The sequence below is a fragment of the Pseudomonas sp. FeN3W genome, assembly GCA_030263805.2.
Lineage (GTDB): Bacteria > Pseudomonadota > Gammaproteobacteria > Pseudomonadales > Pseudomonadaceae > Stutzerimonas > Stutzerimonas stutzeri_G.
In genome coordinates this window covers 4017257-4032336 of sequence record CP136010.1, presented here as the reverse complement: position 1 = coordinate 4032336, position 15080 = coordinate 4017257, and the positions used below count along the sequence as shown (strand labels likewise).

General features: G+C 66.6%; 13 protein-coding genes. All 13 read left to right on the top strand.

Annotated features, from left to right (window positions below; genetic code table 11):
• Window positions 1-44 precede the first annotated feature (44 nt).
• The 13 genes from P5704_018975 to P5704_018915 all read left to right on the top strand — a co-directional run bounded on the left by P5704_018975 (window position 45) and on the right by P5704_018915 (window position 14867).
• The gene (locus P5704_018975) at window positions 45-1652 is read left to right on the top strand and encodes a carboxyl transferase domain-containing protein (GenBank protein ID WOF78092.1); all 1608 of its coding nucleotides are present in this window, start codon (window positions 45-47) and stop codon (window positions 1650-1652) included.
• Between the two features lie 60 nt (window positions 1653-1712).
• Entirely contained in the window at window positions 1713-2510 is a 798-nt protein-coding gene (locus P5704_018970; GenBank protein ID WOF78091.1) for a gamma-carboxygeranoyl-CoA hydratase, read from the top strand.
• Window positions 2511-2943: 433 nt separating this feature from the next.
• Window positions 2944-4845 (top strand): acetyl/propionyl/methylcrotonyl-CoA carboxylase subunit alpha, encoded by a 1902-nt coding sequence (locus P5704_018965; protein WOF78090.1) that lies wholly within the window; start codon window positions 2944-2946, stop codon window positions 4843-4845.
• A gap of 160 nt (window positions 4846-5005) precedes the next feature.
• The gene (locus P5704_018960; GenBank protein ID WOF78089.1) at window positions 5006-5905 is read left to right on the top strand and encodes a hydroxymethylglutaryl-CoA lyase; all 900 of its coding nucleotides are present in this window, start codon (window positions 5006-5008) and stop codon (window positions 5903-5905) included.
• Window positions 5906-5990: 85 nt separating this feature from the next.
• Window positions 5991-6686, top strand: coding sequence for a CoA transferase subunit A (locus P5704_018955; protein WOF78088.1), 696 nt, complete (start codon window positions 5991-5993; stop codon window positions 6684-6686).
• A 4-nt stretch (window positions 6687-6690) separates the two neighbouring features.
• The gene (locus P5704_018950) at window positions 6691-7320 is read left to right on the top strand and encodes a CoA transferase subunit B (GenBank protein WOF78087.1); all 630 of its coding nucleotides are present in this window, start codon (window positions 6691-6693) and stop codon (window positions 7318-7320) included.
• Window positions 7321-7574: 254 nt separating this feature from the next.
• Window positions 7575-8756, top strand: coding sequence for an acetyl-CoA C-acetyltransferase (locus tag P5704_018945; GenBank protein ID WOF78086.1), 1182 nt, complete (start codon window positions 7575-7577; stop codon window positions 8754-8756).
• Between the two features lie 68 nt (window positions 8757-8824).
• Complete coding sequence (locus tag P5704_018940; protein ID WOF78085.1) at window positions 8825-9223, top strand: MerR family DNA-binding transcriptional regulator; 399 nt, start codon at window positions 8825-8827, stop codon at window positions 9221-9223.
• A 411-nt stretch (window positions 9224-9634) separates the two neighbouring features.
• The gene (locus P5704_018935; GenBank protein WOF78084.1) at window positions 9635-10720 is read left to right on the top strand and encodes a TRAP transporter substrate-binding protein; all 1086 of its coding nucleotides are present in this window, start codon (window positions 9635-9637) and stop codon (window positions 10718-10720) included.
• Between the two features lie 72 nt (window positions 10721-10792).
• The gene (locus tag P5704_018930; GenBank protein ID WOF78083.1) at window positions 10793-11395 is read left to right on the top strand and encodes a TRAP transporter small permease subunit; all 603 of its coding nucleotides are present in this window, start codon (window positions 10793-10795) and stop codon (window positions 11393-11395) included.
• Window positions 11396-11411: 16 nt separating this feature from the next.
• On the top strand, window positions 11412-12782 hold the full coding sequence (locus P5704_018925; GenBank protein WOF78082.1) for a TRAP transporter large permease subunit: 1371 nt from the start codon (window positions 11412-11414) through the stop codon (window positions 12780-12782).
• A 76-nt stretch (window positions 12783-12858) separates the two neighbouring features.
• Window positions 12859-14358 carry a sigma-54-dependent Fis family transcriptional regulator gene (locus tag P5704_018920; protein WOF78081.1) on the top strand — a complete coding sequence of 500 codons (1500 nt, stop codon included), beginning with the start codon at window positions 12859-12861 and terminating at the stop codon, window positions 14356-14358.
• Window positions 14359-14468: 110 nt separating this feature from the next.
• Entirely contained in the window at window positions 14469-14867 is a 399-nt protein-coding gene (locus tag P5704_018915; protein ID WOF78080.1) for a DoxX family protein, read from the top strand.
• Window positions 14868-15080 lie beyond the last annotated feature (213 nt).

Below are 15080 nucleotides of genomic sequence, written 5' to 3'. Positions count from 1 at the left end.
GTGGATGGCAGAGCCATCCATGATGGAATTGAACGGAGCCAACCATGGCCATCCTGCATACCCAGATCAATACCCGTTCGCCCGAGTTCGCCGCCAACAGCGCCGCGATGCTCGAACAGGTGAACAACCTGCGCGCACTGCTCGGTCGCGTCAGCGAAGGCGGCGGCGCGACCGCCCAGCAGCGCCACGTCTCGCGCGGCAAGCTGCTGGTGCGTGAACGCATCGACACCCTGCTCGATGCCGGCTCGGCCTTTCTCGAACTCGCGCCGCTGGCCGCCCACGAGGTCTATGGCGAAGACGTTGCCGCAGCCGGCGTGGTCGCCGGTATCGGCCGCGTCGAAGGCGTCGAATGCATGATCATCGCCAACGACGCCACCGTGAAGGGCGGCAGCTATTACCCGCTGACAGTGAAGAAGCACCTGCGCGCGCAGACCGTCGCCCGCGAGAACCGCCTGCCCTGCGTCTACCTGGTGGATTCCGGCGGCGCCAACCTGCCGCGTCAGGACGAGGTGTTCCCGGACCGCGAACACTTCGGCCGCATCTTCTTCAACCAGGCCAACATGAGCGCCATGGGCATCCCGCAGATCGCTGTGGTGATGGGTTCCTGCACCGCCGGCGGCGCCTACGTGCCGGCGATGGCCGACGAAACCATCATGGTGCGCAACCAGGCGACCATCTTTCTCGCCGGCCCGCCGCTGGTGAAGGCTGCCACCGGCGAAGTGGTGACCGCCGAGGAGCTGGGCGGCGCCGACGTGCACTGCAAGACCTCCGGCGTCGCCGACCACTACGCCGAGAACGACGAGCACGCCCTTTCCATCGCCCGTCGCTGCGTGGCCAACCTGAACTGGCGCAAGCTCGGCCAGCTGCAGACCCGTGAGCCACGCGCGCCGCTGTATGCCGCCGACGAGCTGTACGGCGTGATTCCGGCCCAGGCCAAGCAGCCCTATGACGTGCGCGAAGTGATAGCGCGGCTGGTGGACGGCAGTGAGTTCGACGAGTTCAAGGCGCTGTTCGGCACCACCCTGGTCTGCGGTTTCGCCCACCTGCACGGCTACCCGATCGCCATCCTCGCCAACAACGGCATCCTCTTCGCCGAGGCGGCGCAGAAAGGCGCGCACTTCATCGAGCTGGCCTGCCAGCGCGGCATCCCGCTGCTGTTCCTGCAGAACATCACCGGCTTCATGGTCGGGCAGAAATACGAAGCCGGCGGCATCGCCAAGCACGGCGCCAAGCTGGTCACCGCGGTGGCCTGTGCCCAGGTGCCGAAGCTCACCGTACTTATCGGCGGCAGCTTCGGTGCCGGCAACTACGGCATGTGCGGCCGCGCCTACGACCCGCGCTTCCTGTGGATGTGGCCCAACGCGCGCATCGCCGTGATGGGTGGCGAGCAGGCCGCCGGGGTACTCGCCCAGGTCAAGCAGGAGCAGAGCGAACGCGCCGGCAAGAGCCTCGGCGACAACGAGGTGGCGGCGATCAAGCAGCCGATCCTCGAGCAGTACGAACGCCAGGGCCATCCGTATTACTCAAGTGCGCGGCTGTGGGACGACGGCGTGATCGACCCGGCGCAAACCCGCGAGGTGCTGGGGCTGGCGCTGTCCGCCGCGCTCAACGCGCCGATCGAGCCGACCCGCTTCGGCGTGTTCCGCATGTAAAGCCGCAAGCCACAAGCGGTTCTGCGTTTTCTTGCCGCTTGCAGCTCAAAGGAGTTCTTAATGACCGATTTCCAGACCATCGAACTGAACAAAGACGCGCGCGGCGTGGCCACGCTCTGGCTCAACCGCGCGGACAAGAACAACGCCTTCGACGCCCGGGTGATCGGCGAACTGAACCGGGCGCTGGCCCAGGTGCAGGACGATGCGAGCATCCGTTTCCTGATCCTGCGCGGACGTGGCAAGCACTTCTCCGCTGGCGCCGACCTGGGCTGGATGCGCGAGTCGGCGGAGCTCGACTTTCAGGCCAACCTGGATGACGCCCACGAACTCGGCGAACTGATGCAACGCCTCTACCAGCTGCCGCAGCCGACCCTGGCCGTCGTGCAGGGCGCGGCCTTTGGCGGCGCGCTGGGGCTGATCGCCTGCTGCGACATGGCCATCGGCGCCAGCGATGCGCTGTTCTGCCTGTCGGAAGTGCGCATCGGCCTGGCCCCGGCGGTGATCAGCCCGTACGTGGTCAAGGCCATCGGCGAGCGCGCCACCCGCCGCTACGCACTCACCGCCGAACGCTTCGACGGCCAGCGCGCCCGCGAGCTGGGCCTGCTCGCCGAGACCTACCCGGCCAGTGAACTGGACGCCGCGCTCGAGCAGTGGGTCGGCAACCTGCTGCTCAACAGCCCACAGGCGCTCAAGGCCTGCAAGGATCTGCTCCTGGAGGTGGGCGCTGGCGATTTCGACAGTGCGCTGCGCCAGACCACCGAACAGGCCATCGCCCGCCTGCGTACCAGCCCGGAAGGTCAGGAAGGCCTGCGCGCCTTTTTGGAAAAACGCACGCCCGCGTGGCAGGAGCGCGCGTGATGACTGGGCTTCTGTGGGGCGCTCGCTCGTATACGTTGTCGCATACGCGCGGTGAGAGGGTTGCGTTGTGTGGCGGTCGGGCGATGGTGCAGGTCCTCGACACCACCCCCTCACCCCAGCCCTCTCCTCAAAGGGGAGAGGGAGTTGATTTGTGCAATGGCTCGGCAGGTGTGCTGGGTCGCAGCACCGCCACCTCGCCCCAGCGCTCTTCCCAATGGAAAGAGGGGGTTGGGTTATGTGGGGTTTGGCTGCCTAACCATAAAGTCCGCGCTCATGCCGCTGATGGCACATCAAACGGTCAAGCCAATCATTGCCGAACCACTTCATTGCTTCGCCCCACTCCGTCGTCCCCTCGCCCCTCGGGGGCGCCCGGCATAGGGGAGAGGGCTAGGGTGAGGGGAAGCGTCTTCCAGGCCACGCAGGAATCACAAAAATGATCACGATCCTTCTGGTTGCCAACCGCGGCGAGATCGCCTGCCGCGTGATGCGCACCGCCAAGGCCATGGGCCTGACCACCGTTGCCGTGCACAGCGCCATCGACGCCACGGCGCGCCACGCTCGCGAAGCCGATATCCGCATCGACCTCGGTGGCGCCAAGCCGGCCGACAGCTACCTGCGCATCGACAAGCTGATCGAAGCGGCCAAGGCCAGCGGCGCCCAGGCGATCCACCCGGGCTACGGTTTTCTCTCGGAGAACGCCGAGTTCGCCCGCGCCATCGAACAGGCCGGGCTGATCTTCCTCGGCCCGCCCGCCTCCGCCATCGACGCCATGGGCAGCAAGTCCGCAGCCAAGGCGCTGATGGAGGAAGCCGGCGTACCGCTGGTGCCGGGCTATCACGGCGAGGCGCAGGACGTGGAAGCCTTCCGTGCCGCCGCGGAAAAGATCGGTTACCCGGTGCTGCTCAAGGCCACCGCCGGTGGTGGCGGCAAGGGCATGAAGGTGGTCGAGCGCGAGGCGGATCTCGCCGAGGCGCTGGCTTCCGCGCAACGTGAAGCAAAATCGTCATTCGGCGACTCGCGCATGCTGGTGGAAAAGTACGTATTGAAGCCGCGCCATGTGGAGATCCAGGTCTTCGCCGACCAGCACGGTAACTGCCTGTACCTGAACGAGCGCGACTGCTCGATCCAGCGCCGCCATCAGAAAGTGGTTGAAGAGGCGCCAGCGCCAGGCCTCTCCGCCGAGCTGCGCCGCGCCATGGGTGAAGCGGCCGTTAAGGCAGCCCAGGCCATCGGCTATGTCGGTGCCGGCACGGTGGAATTCCTGCTGGATGCGCGTGGCGAATTCTTCTTCATGGAAATGAACACCCGCCTGCAGGTCGAGCACCCGGTCACCGAGGCCATCACCGGCCTCGATCTGGTCGCCTGGCAGATTCGCGTCGCTCGCGGCGAGCCGCTGCCGATCAGCCAGGAACAGGTGCCGCTGATCGGCCATGCGATAGAGGTACGGCTGTACGCCGAGGACCCCGACAACGATTTCCTCCCGGCTACCGGCACCCTCGAGCTCTACCATGAAGCCGCGGATGGCCCGGGCCGTCGCGTCGACAGCGGCGTCGCCGAGGGCGATACCGTATCGCCATTCTACGATCCGATGCTCGGCAAGCTGATCGCCTGGGGTGAGAACCGCGAGGAAGCGCGCTTGCGCCTCTTGGCCATGCTCGACGAGACCGCCGTCGGCGGCGTGCGCACCAACCTCGCCTTCCTGCGTCGCGTCGTCGGCCACCGCGCCTTCGCCGAAGCCGAGCTGGATACGGGCTTCATCCCGCGTCACGAGGGCGAGCTGCTGCGTCCGGCCGGCGAACTGTCCGATGCCTTCTGGCAACAGGCTGCCGAGTGCTTCGTGCAGAGCGAGCCGACCACCGTTCGCGGCGACGATGCCCATTCGCCGTGGTCCAAACGCGACGGGTTGCGCTTCGGTATGCCGGCACTGATTACCCTGCACCTGCAATGCAATGGCGAGAGCCGCCGTTTGAAGGTCGATCCGGCAGTGCCGCAGCAGAGCGTCCGCACGCCCAGGGCGATCCGCCAGGGTGGTGCGCTGTATCTGCAGTGGAACGGCGAATGGCTGGCCGTGCGCGCCTTCGACCCCATCGCCGAAGCCGAAGCGAGCCACCAGCATCACGGCGGCCTGACCGCGCCAATGAACGGCAGCATCGTTCGTGTACTGGTGGAGGCCGGCCAGCATGTCGAAGCCGGCACCGCGCTGATCGTGCTGGAAGCGATGAAGATGGAACACAGCATCCGCAGTGCCCAGGCAGGCGTGGTCAAGAGCCTGTTCTGCAGCGAAGGCGAAATGGTCAGCGAAGGCGCGGTGCTGCTGGAGATGGAAGAGGCGTGACGGTCGCCAAGGTGGACAAAGCTTCGCCGTTGTCCACCCTACGCACGAACGCAAGGCCTTAGGGTGGAAGCGCCGCAGGCTTTTCCACCGGTAGCCGGACGCCTCGGCTGACACACATGAACCGGCGAGCCCGCCAATCGCGCTCGCCCCTGGAGGACATATGAGCCTGCCCAAACAGGTCCGGCTGGTGGAAGTCGGCCCGCGTGACGGTCTGCAGAACGAGCAGCAGCCGATCAGCGTGGCGGACAAGGTGCGTCTGGTCGACGACCTGAGCGCCGCTGGGCTGTCCTATATCGAAGTCGGCAGCTTCGTCTCGCCCAAGTGGGTGCCGCAGATGGCGGGCTCCGCCGATGTCTTCGCGCAGATCCAGCGCAAGGCCGGGGTCACTTACGCGGCGCTGACGCCGAACATGAAGGGCCTGGAGGCGGCCATCGAGGCCGGCGTGAAGGAAGTCGCGGTGTTCGGTGCGGCCTCCGAAGCTTTCTCGCAGAAGAACATCAACTGCTCCATCGCCGAGAGCCTGGCACGCTTCGCGCCTTTGATGGAGGCTGCCCGCGAACACGACATTCGCGTGCGTGGCTACGTTTCCTGCGTGCTCGGCTGCCCTTACGAGGGTGAGGTATCGCCAGCCAAGGTCGCCGAAGTGGCCCGCGAGCTGTATGCCATGGGCTGCTACGAGGTTTCCCTGGGCGACACCATCGGCACCGGCACACCGGGCAAGACCCGCACGTTGTTCGATACCGTAGCCCGCGAAGTGCCGCGCGAACGGTTGGCCGGGCATTTCCACGACACCTACGGCCAGGCGCTGGCGAATATCTATGCGAGCCTCTTGGAAGGCATCGCCGTGTTCGACAGCTCGGTCGCCGGCCTCGGCGGTTGCCCTTACGCCAAAGGCGCCAGCGGCAATGTCGCCAGCGAAGACGTGCTGTACATGTTCAACGGGCTGGACATAGCCACCGGCATCGACCTCGACGCACTGATCGCCGCCGGCCAGCGCATCAGCCAGCTGCTGGGGCGCGCCAACGGTTCGCGGGTCGCCCGCGCCAGACTGGCCGGTTAGCGGCACCGTTCTTGCTAAACCCTATTCGTCGGGCGCCTGCTCAGATGGCACCCGGCACGGACAGAACAACAAGTAGAGGTAATTCATGAACAAGATTTACCCCAGCGCCGCCCACGCCCTGGAAGGCCTGGTCGAGGACGGCATGACCATCGCCGTCGGCGGCTTCGGCCTGTGCGGCATCCCCGAGCAGCTGATCGGCGCGCTGCGCGACAGCGGCAAGAAGAACCTGACTGCCATCAGCAACAACGCCGGTGTCGACGGTTTCGGCCTCGGCCTGCTGCTGGAGACGCGGCAGATCAGCAAGATGATTTCCTCCTACGTGGGTGAGAACAAGGAGTTCGAGCGCCAGTACCTGGCCGGCGAGCTGGCCCTGGAGTTCACCCCGCAGGGCACCCTGGCCGAGAAGCTGCGTGCCGGCGGCGCGGGCATCCCGGCGTTCTACACCAGGACCGGCTACGGCACGCTGGTGGCCGAAGGCAAGGAAACCCGCCAGTTCAACGGCGAGTGGTACGTGATGGAGGAATCGCTGACCGCCGACCTGGCGCTGGTCAAGGCATGGAAGGCCGACAAGGCCGGCAACCTGCTGTTTCGCAAGACCGCGCGCAACTTCAACCCGCTGGCGGCGATGGCCGGCGAGGTCTGCGTCGTCGAGGTGGAGGAGATCGTCGAGACCGGCGAGCTGGACCCGGACCAGATCCACCTGCCGGGCATCTACGTGCATCGCATCGTGCACAACCCGAACCCGGAAAAACGCATCGAAAAACGCACGGTGAGGAGCTGAGACCATGGCCTGGACACGTGAACAGATGGCGCAACGCGCCGCCCAGGAGCTGCAGGACGGCTTCTACGTCAACCTCGGCATCGGCCTCCCGACCCTGGTGGCCAACTACATCCCCGACGGCATGGACGTCTGGCTGCAGAGCGAGAACGGCCTGCTCGGCATCGGCCCCTTCCCGACCGAGGAAGAGATCGACCCGGACCTGATCAACGCCGGCAAGCAGACCGTCACCGCCCTGCCCGGCTCGAGCTTCTTCGACAACGCGCAGAGCTTCGCCATGATCCGCGGCGGCCACATCAACCTGGCCATCCTCGGCGCCATGCAGGTGTCGGAAAAGGGCGACCTGGCCAACTGGATGATCCCCGGCAAGATGGTCAAGGGCATGGGCGGCGCGATGGATCTGGTGGCTGGCGTCAAGCGCGTCGTGGTGCTGATGGAGCACACCGCCAAGGGCGGCGCGCACAAGATCCTGCCGGCCTGCGACCTGCCACTGACCGGCCTCGGCGTGGTCGACCGGATCATCACCGACCTCGGCGTGCTGGACGTCACCGAGCAGGGCCTGAAGCTGGTGGAGCTGGCCGAAGGCGTCAGCTTCGAGGAGCTGCAAGAGGCCACCGGCAGCCCGATCCAGCGCTGAAGCGAGTGCGGGAAGGACGCCGGAGCAACCCTTGCCCGCCGCGTCTTCCCGCCTGCCCCGAACGCCCCGAGCCGGCGGCGCGCCAGCACTGGCCAGTCACCCAGGCGCCCGTATACTGCGGCATCGACCGGTCTGCCAGCGCGCTGACCAACGGCTGCCCCCTGTCGTTCGAGGGCACCCTTTCCCGGAGCCAGGCCGCGTGCCTAGCCCTCGCGTTACGCCCCGGCGTAGCGCCTTTTTATTCGGAGTCCGTCATGCAAGACGTCGTCATCGTAGCTGCAACCCGCACCGCCATCGGCAGTTTCCAGGGCTCGCTGGCCAATGTGCCGGCAGTCGAACTGGGCGCCACCGTGATCCGCGCCCTGCTGGAAAAGACCGGCATCGACCCGGCCCAGGTCGATGAAGTCATCCTCGGCCACGTGCTCACCGCCGGCGCCGGGCAGAACACCGCGCGCCAGGCCTCGATCAAGGCCGGCCTGCCCCACGCGGTACCGGCCATGACGCTGAACAAGGTCTGCGGCTCGGGCCTCAAGGCCGTGCATCTGGCCGTGCAGGCGATCCGCTGCGGCGATGCCGACGTGATCATCGCCGGCGGCATGGAAAACATGAGCCTGGCGCCCTACGTCCTGCCCGGCGCACGCACCGGCCTGCGCATGGGCCACGCGCAGATCGTCGACACCATGATCACCGATGGCCTGTGGGATGCCTTCAACGACTACCACATGGGCATCACCGCGGAGAACCTGGCCGACAAGTACGACATCGACCGCGCGCAGCAGGACGCCTTCGCCGCGCAGTCGCAGCAGCGTGCCGCCGCCGCCATCGAAAGCGGCCGCTTCGATGCCGAGATCACCCCGGTGATGATCCCGCAGCGCAAGGGCGATCCGCTCGCCTTCGCCCGTGACGAGCAGCCCCGCGCCGGCACCACCGCCGAATCCCTCGGCGGCCTGCGCGCAGCCTTCAAGAAGGACGGCTGCGTCACTGCCGGCAACGCCTCGACCCTCAACGACGGCGCCGCCGCGGTGGTGCTGATGAGCGCCAGTAAGGCCGAGGCGCTGGGCCTGCCGGTACTGGCGAAGATCGCCGGCTACGCCAACGCCGGCGTCGACCCGGCGATCATGGGCATCGGCCCGGTCACCGCCACCCGCCGCTGCCTGGAAAAGGCTGGCTGGACGCTGGCCGAGCTGGACCTGATCGAAGCCAACGAAGCCTTCGCCGTGCAAGCGCTGTCGGTGGGTAAGGAATTGGGCTGGGATGCCGATAAGGTCAACGTGAACGGCGGCGCCATCGCCCTCGGCCACCCGATCGGCGCCTCGGGCTGCCGTATCCTGGTGACCCTGCTGCACGAGATGCAGCGCCGCGATGTTCGCAAGGGCCTGGCAACGCTGTGCATCGGTGGTGGCCAGGGAGTAGCCTTGGCAGTCGAACGCCCCTAAGCACACGGCGCGGGGCAGACATACGCGCCCGGATCACCGGGCGCGACAGAGGATGATCGGAAGGAATCATGGCTAAACAGACCTACAGCATTTCCGACCTGGCCAACGAGCTGGACATCACCACCCGCGCCATCCGCTTCTATGAAGAACAGGGCATGCTCTCACCGACCCGCCGCGGCCAGGAGCGCATCTACTCGCCCAAGGATCGCGTCGCGCTGAAGCTGATCCTGCGTGGCAAGCGCATCGGCTTCTCGCTGGCCGAATGCAAGACGTTGATCGAACTCTACGACCCCAAGGCCGGCAACCAGAAGCAGCTGAACATCATGCTGCAGATGATCGCCGAGCGCCGCCAGCAGCTGGAGCAGCAGCTGCTCGATATCCGGCAGATGCAGCTGGAGCTGGATACCGCCGAGGAACGCTGCCGCACCGCGCTGGAAAATACCCTGGCCAAACAAGCCGCCAGCTGATCGCACACCCTCCGCTCTACACTCCTCTCATCCGGCGTCGCGCCTTGCGCCACGCCGGATTTCGTTTGTCCGGCAGGCAGCCACTGCAGTCGTCCATGAAACTGGACATGTTCCAGAATTTCGGACACCGCCGCATTTCCACCTGAGCAGTGTCTGCCGCAGCGGACACCACTATCGCCCTGCAAACACTCGAATACCGCTGCAGACCGCGCCTTTCCTGGTCCGCGGGCGATAGGCACAGAACCTGCAATCCAGCCTTCGACGCCAGAACAAACCAAAGAACAAGACTGGCGCCGGATCGGCAGCATCGGCTCGGCCTCTATTCTTGTTCTGGCCTGTTAACGCCCTCGACCCACGGGCGGTTACGCGTCCGCCCTCGGGCACCAGAACAACAACAAGAAGGAAACCTGCATGTCGACCAAGAACAAACTCTCCCGTATCGCCTGCGCCATCGGTGCCACCACCCTGCTCGGCGCCAGCCTGCTCAGTGGCGTCGCCAGCGCCGCGGAAAAGATCCGCTGGCAGGTGCCGCTGGCCTTCCCCTCGCACCTGATCGGCCTTTCCACGCCAGTCAAGCACCTCTCAGAATCGCTCAAGGCAGTGTCGGGCGGCGACATCCAGCTGCGCTACTACGAGCCGGGCGAGCTGGTGCCGCCGTTCGAGATCATGGATGCGGTGAGCAGCGGCAAGTACCCGGCCGGCTACACCTGGATCGGCTATGACCAGGGCACCATCCCGGCCCTGCCGCTGTACTCCGGCGCGCCGTTCAACATGGAGCCGCCGGCGCACCTGGCCTGGTACTACCAGGGCGACGGCAAGAAGCTGCTCGAGGAGATCTACGCCGAGCGCAATATCCACCCGATGCTGTGCAGCATCATCGGCCCGGAAGGCGCCGGCTGGTTCGCCAAGCCCATCGAGAAGCTCGACGACTTCGACGGCCTGCGCATCCGCTTCGCCGGCATCGGCGGCAAGGTGCTGGAAAAGCTCGGCGCCTCGGTGACCATGGTGCCTGGCGGCGAGATCTACCAGGCGCTGGAGCGCAAGACCATCGACGCCACCGAGTTCTCGCAGCCGGCGGTGGACAAAATGCTCGGCCTGGACCAGATCATCAAGAACTACATCATGCCCGGCTGGCATCAGACGCTGACCACCTCGCACCTGCTGGTGAACAAGGACGTCTGGGACAAGCTCGCGCCGGAAAGCCGCGCACTGATCGAGATGGGTTGCGAGTCGGCCACGCTCAAAGGCTTTGCCGAAAGCGAGTGGGCCCAACCGACCGCGCTGCGTGACTACCAGAAGCAGGGCGTGAAGGCCCAGGTGCTGCCCGAGCCGGTATTGCGCGAGCTGCAGAAGGTCACCGACGAGGTGCTCGACGAGATGGCCGCCAAGGACGAGATGTTCAAGCGCGTGCTGACCAGCCAGCGCGAGTTCATGCAGCACCACTCGATCTGGCATGGCATGGGCTACCTGCCGCGCGACTTCTACAAGTACGACTGACGGCTGCGCCTAACCGGCGGGCACGGCGACGTGCCCGCGTTCATCACCTGTGTCGAGATTTCGAGGTCCACCGTGTCCTTCAAGCCCGTCTCTCCCGATGCGCCAGCGCCCGACGCGCTGCCGTACAACCGCATCTCACGGCCGCTGGATCGCCTGCTGGTCGCCATCGGCCAGGCCAGCGCCTGGCTCTGGCTGGCGGTTCTGCTGGTCGTGCTGACCAATGTGTTCAGCCGTTTCGTCCTCTCCCGCGGCTCCATCGCGCTGGAGGAACTGTCCTGGCACCTGTTCGGCGCCGCGCTGATGCTTGCCCTCGCCTATGCCGTGGTGCGCGACGACCATGTGCGCGTCGACGTGCTCAGCGAACGCTTCAGCCTGCGCGGTCGCGCCTGGATAGAGCTGATCGCCATCGTGCTGCTGGCCCTGCCGGTGATCGCGCTGATGATCGATGCGCTGATTCCCTACGCCTACAAGGCCTACCTCTACAACGAGCGCTCCCAGGCGCCCAGCGGGCTGCCCCATCGCTTCATCTTCAAGAGCGTGCTGCCCATCGGCCTCGCGCTGGTGGCGCTGGCGCTGCTGTCGCGTGCGCTGCGCTGCAGCACCCTGCTGTTCAATTTCCCGCGGGCCCTGACGGCCCCCTCGGACGAGCGCGACCGCACTCGTTCGCAGCCCTGATGGAGTAGTCGCAATCATGGGTCTGGAAGAAATCCTCGTCATCGCCATGTTCGCCAGCTTCATGGGCCTGCTGCTGCTCGGCTTCCCGGTCGCCTGGTCGCTGGCCGGCATCGGCCTGCTGTTCGCCGTGGTCGGCTATGTGCTGGTCGAGCACTTCGACGCCAATCTCTGGTTTACCTGGGACGGCACCATCGGCGTGCTCGACGCGCGCATCTACGGCATCGTCGCCAACGAACTGATGGTCGCCCTGCCGCTGTTCATCTTCATGGGCATCATGCTCGACCGCTCCGGCATCGCCGAACGCCTGATGCACAGCCTGGTGCGCGTACTCGGTCCGCTGCGCGGCGGCTACGCGGTGACCGTGGTGGTGGTCGGCATCCTGCTGGCCGCCTCCACCGGTATCGTCGGCGCCTCGGTGGCGCTGCTCGGCATGCTCTCCATCGGGCCGATGCTGCAGGCCAACTACAACAAGAGCCTCGCCGTGGGCACCGCCTGCTCGGTGGGCACGCTGGGCATCCTCATCCCGCCGAGCATCATGCTGGTGCTGATGGCCGACCGCCTCGGCACCTCGGAAGCCTCGGTGGGCAAGCTGTTCATGGGTGCGCTGATCCCGGGAATGATGCTGGCGCTGATGTACGTGCTGTACATCGTGATCGCCGCCTGGCTGAAGAAGGACTTCGCCCCAGCCCCGGCCAACCGGCCGAAGCTCGACGCCCGCGCCCTGCTCGACGTGTTCTGGGCCGTGGTCCCGCCGCTGGCGCTGATCTTCGCCGTGCTCGGTTCGATCTTCTTCGGCATCGCCACCACCACCGAGGCCTCCGCCGTCGGCGCCTTCGGCGCCTTGCTGATGGCCGCGGCCAGCCGCCGATTGAGTCTGCCGGTGCTCAAGGATGCGCTGTACCAGACCAGCCGCACCGCCGCGTTCATCTTCGGCATCTTCATCGGCGCCACGGTATTCGCCGCCGTGCTGCGCGGCCTGGGTGGCGACGACGTGATCCGCGCGGCGCTGACCGGCCTGCCGTTCGGCCAGACCGGCGTGCTGCTCACCGTCTTGGCGATCACCTTCCTGCTGGGGTTCTTCCTCGACTGGGTCGAGATCACCCTGATCATCCTGCCGCTGGTGGCGCCGGTGCTGTTCTCCATGGGCGTCGATCCGCTGTGGTTCGCGATCCTCTTCGCGCTCTGCCTGCAGACCTCGTTCCTCACCCCGCCGGTGGGCTTCGCACTGTTCTACATCAAGGGCGTCTGCCCGCCGGGCATCACTACCCGCGATGTCTACCTCGGCGTGCTGCCGTACATCGTCATCCAGCTGATCGGCCTGGCCCTGGTGTTCTATTTCGCGCCACTGGCCACCTGGTTGCCCAACGAAGTGTATTCCCAGCCCTGAGCACCCTCCGGCTGCCTTGCCCGTGGCAGCCGGGGCCAACCATAATCGGCCGCCCCAGCACGGACCCTGACTGCCCATGAGCATTGCCCGCGACGCACTCGACAACCACGGCCTGATCGTCGGCGTTTCGCCGGAACGCTTCCGTGCCGTGGCCATGCCACTGCTGTTCGATCACCTGAACGCGCAGTGTGAGGGCACCATCGCGGTCAACCGCCAGGCGCGCATCGTCTGGATCAACGACAAGTACGCCGAGAAGGTCGGCATCCGCGATCCCTCCAGCGTGCTAGGCAAGGAGATCGAGGAGGTGCTGCCCGCCAGCCGCCTGCGCGAAGTGGTGGAAAGCGGCCAGCCGAGCATGCTCGACCTGATGGCGTTCGGCGACGAGCACTTCGTGGTCACCCGCATTCCGCTGCGCGACGAGGACGGCACCCTGGTCGGCGCGCTGGGCTTCGTGCTGTTCGACCGCGCGCGGCATCTCAAACCGCTGATGTCCAAGTACACCAGCCTGCAGACGCAGCTGGTCGCCACCCAGAACGAGCTGGCCAAGGCGCGCCGGGCGCGCTACACCATCGCCGGCTTCATCGGTAACAGTCCCGCCGCCAGCGAGATCAAACGCCAGGCGCGGCGCGCCGCGCAGCTCGATGCCACTGTGCTGCTGCGCGGCGAGACCGGCACCGGCAAGGAATTGCTCGCCCAGGGCATCCACAACCTCTCACCGCGGGCGCGCGGGCCCTTCGTCGCGGTCAACGTCGCGGCGATCCCGGAAAGCCTGGTCGAGGCCGAACTGTTCGGCACCGCGCCAGGCGCCTTTACCGGCGCCGACCGCAAGGCGCGCATCGGCAAATTCGAGGTGGCCAACGGCGGCACGCTGTTCCTCGACGAGATCGGCGACCTGCCGCTGCCGTTGCAGGCCAAGCTGCTGCGCGTGCTGCAGGAACAGGAGGTCGAGCCACTGGGCTCCAACCAGGTCAAGGCGCTCAATGTGCGGGTGATCGCCGCGACGCATATCGACCTGGAAGCCAAGGTCGCCGCCGGCCAGTTCCGCGACGACCTCTACTACCGCCTCAATGTCCTGGCCCTGCGCGTGCCGCCGTTGCGCGAGCGCGCCAGCGACATCCCCGCCGTGGTCGAGCACCTGCTCGACGACATCGCCAACCGCTCCGGCCAGCCGCCCATGGAGCTGAGCCCCGAGGCGCTGGCGCTGCTCTGCGCGCAACCCTGGCGCGGCAACGTGCGCGAGCTGGGCAACCTGCTGGAACGCGCGCAGCTGTCCGCCGACGGCCCGCAGTTGCAGGCGGCACACCTGCTGCCATTGCTCGGCGAGCAGGCGCGCCCGGTGGACGCCAGCAGCCATATGGCAGCCGTGTCGACGCCTGCTCAAGCGGCACTGGCCGCCAACCTCGAAGAACTGCCGCTGCAACCGCTGGCCCAGACCCTTGCTCAGGCCGAGCGCCGCGCGCTGCAGAGCGCACTGGCCGCCTGCAAGGGCAACCGTCGGCGTGCTGCGATGGAGCTCGGCATCTCCCGCGCCAGCCTCTACAGCAAGCTGCAGCAGCACGGCCTGAGCCAGCGCTGAGCGTCTAACCCGCGGCCTGGCCGTCATTGACGACGCGGCAATGTCACAGCGGCTGATCTACATTGGAGGCAGGGCCGCCGATTCCCGGCGCCGCAAGGGGACACGCAACGATGACAGACGATGCAGGCAAACTGGTTCTCAGACTGGCAGTCGGCGTACTGATGCTGCTGCACGGCATCCACAAACTGCTGCACGGTGTGGACGGCATCGCCGGCATGCTGGCCGGCATGGGGCTGCCGGCCTTTCTCGCCTATGGCGTGTTCCTGGGCGAAGTGGTCGGGCCGCTGCTGGTGATCCTTGGCGTCTACACCCGCCTCGGCGCCCTGCTGATGCTGGGCAACATGGTCGTCGCGCTGGCCCTGGCGCACCGGGCCGAACTGTTCGACATCGGGCCGATGGGTGGCTGGGCCATCGAACTGCAGGCCCTGTTCCTGTTCGGCGCGCTGGCCATCCTGCTGCTTGGCGCCGGGCGCTACAGCGTCGGCGGAATCAACGGCCGCTACAACTGACAGCGCCATGTCCGGCGCGGCGGACAGTCGTCCAGCGTGCCGGACATCGCTTCACCTGCGCTCCGCCGCGCTGGACGTCTCTTTGTCTCCCCCGCTGTTTCCGACATCCCCGCCGTAGAGCCCTCGCCCCAGCGGCGATGACCGGCCATCGCCTGCTCACCCTTCCTTCCATCCGCTGGCATGTCATTGGCTTGAGCGCTTATGCGCCTACCT